Here is a 263-nt window from a genome sequence, read left to right as displayed (position 1 = left end):
GGTTGCTGTTTGGCATCGGCGGCGCCGGCGGGACCGGCGGCGCCAACTCGCCGGTCGGCGGCACTGGCGGCGCCGGCGGGATCGGCGGGTTGTTCGGCATGGGCGGACCCGGCGGCGCCGGCGGGCTCAGCATCCTCGCGGGGGTTCCGGCCGGGACCGGGGGAGCCGGTGGCGCAGGCTTGCTGTTTGGCGCCGGCGGGGCCGGCGGCACCGGGGGCAGTAACACTGCGGGCGGCCTAGCCGGGGCCGGCGGGGCCGGTGGC

General features: G+C 80.6%; 1 pseudogene. It reads left to right on the top strand.

The features are described from left to right. A pseudogene (locus BST27_RS31035) lies at positions 1–263 on the top strand (PE family protein); the annotation flags it as partial.

It is taken from the genome of Mycobacterium intermedium (assembly GCF_002086275.1).
Taxonomy (GTDB): domain Bacteria; phylum Actinomycetota; class Actinomycetes; order Mycobacteriales; family Mycobacteriaceae; genus Mycobacterium; species Mycobacterium intermedium.
Note: the sequence above shows the minus strand (reverse complement) of the source record. Positions and strands in the feature narration are given on the sequence as shown.